This is a genomic window from Halorubrum tibetense (assembly GCF_042661865.1).
Taxonomy (GTDB): Archaea; Halobacteriota; Halobacteria; order Halobacteriales; family Haloferacaceae; genus Halorubrum; species Halorubrum tibetense.
This window is the reverse complement of record NZ_JBHSWW010000676.1, coordinates 1-568: the sequence shown is the minus strand read 5'-3', so window position 1 is coordinate 568 and position 568 is coordinate 1. Positions and strand designations below refer to the sequence as shown.

Genomic DNA, 568 nt, shown 5'->3' with positions numbered 1-568 from the left:
GTGATCCGGGCACACGCGGGTCCCACGGTCGCGTCGACGCGGGTCGCGGCGACGACGCCGGCGGAAGCGGCACTCGTCGATCGGTGGGAGCTGGAGACCGGCGCGACGGTCCGGTTGTACGCCGGCTCGGGCGACCTCGACACCTACCACCTCACACCCCCGGTAGCGGATCTCGATGCGAGCGCCATCGAGACCCTCGAAGCCGCAAAGGAGCGGCTGCTCGCGGACCCCGACGGGGGAAAACGGGCACCGGGTCGTGCGGTGCGAGCGGTGGCGAGCGACGACGACCCGGTCTCGGTACTCGCCGCCGTCCTCCAGCGACACACACACGGATACGGGGTGTTCGAGCACGTGTTCGCCGACGACCGTGTGAGCGACGCGACGCTGTCCGCCCCGGTGACGGAGAACCCGCTCCGCGTCGTGCTCGACGGCGAGCGCTGTCACACCAACGTTCGGCTTCCGCCGGAGGGTGCCGCCACTCTCGCGTCGCGGCTCCGTCGAACGAGCGGGCGGGCGTTCTCCCGGGCGACCCCGACGCTCGACGCGACCATCGAGACGGAGTCCGGAC

At 72.0% G+C, this 568-nt stretch carries 1 pseudogene; it reads left to right on the top strand.

Annotated elements, in window-relative coordinates:
- A pseudogene (locus ACFQEU_RS17695) lies at positions 1 to 568 on the top strand (type II secretion protein); the annotation flags it as partial.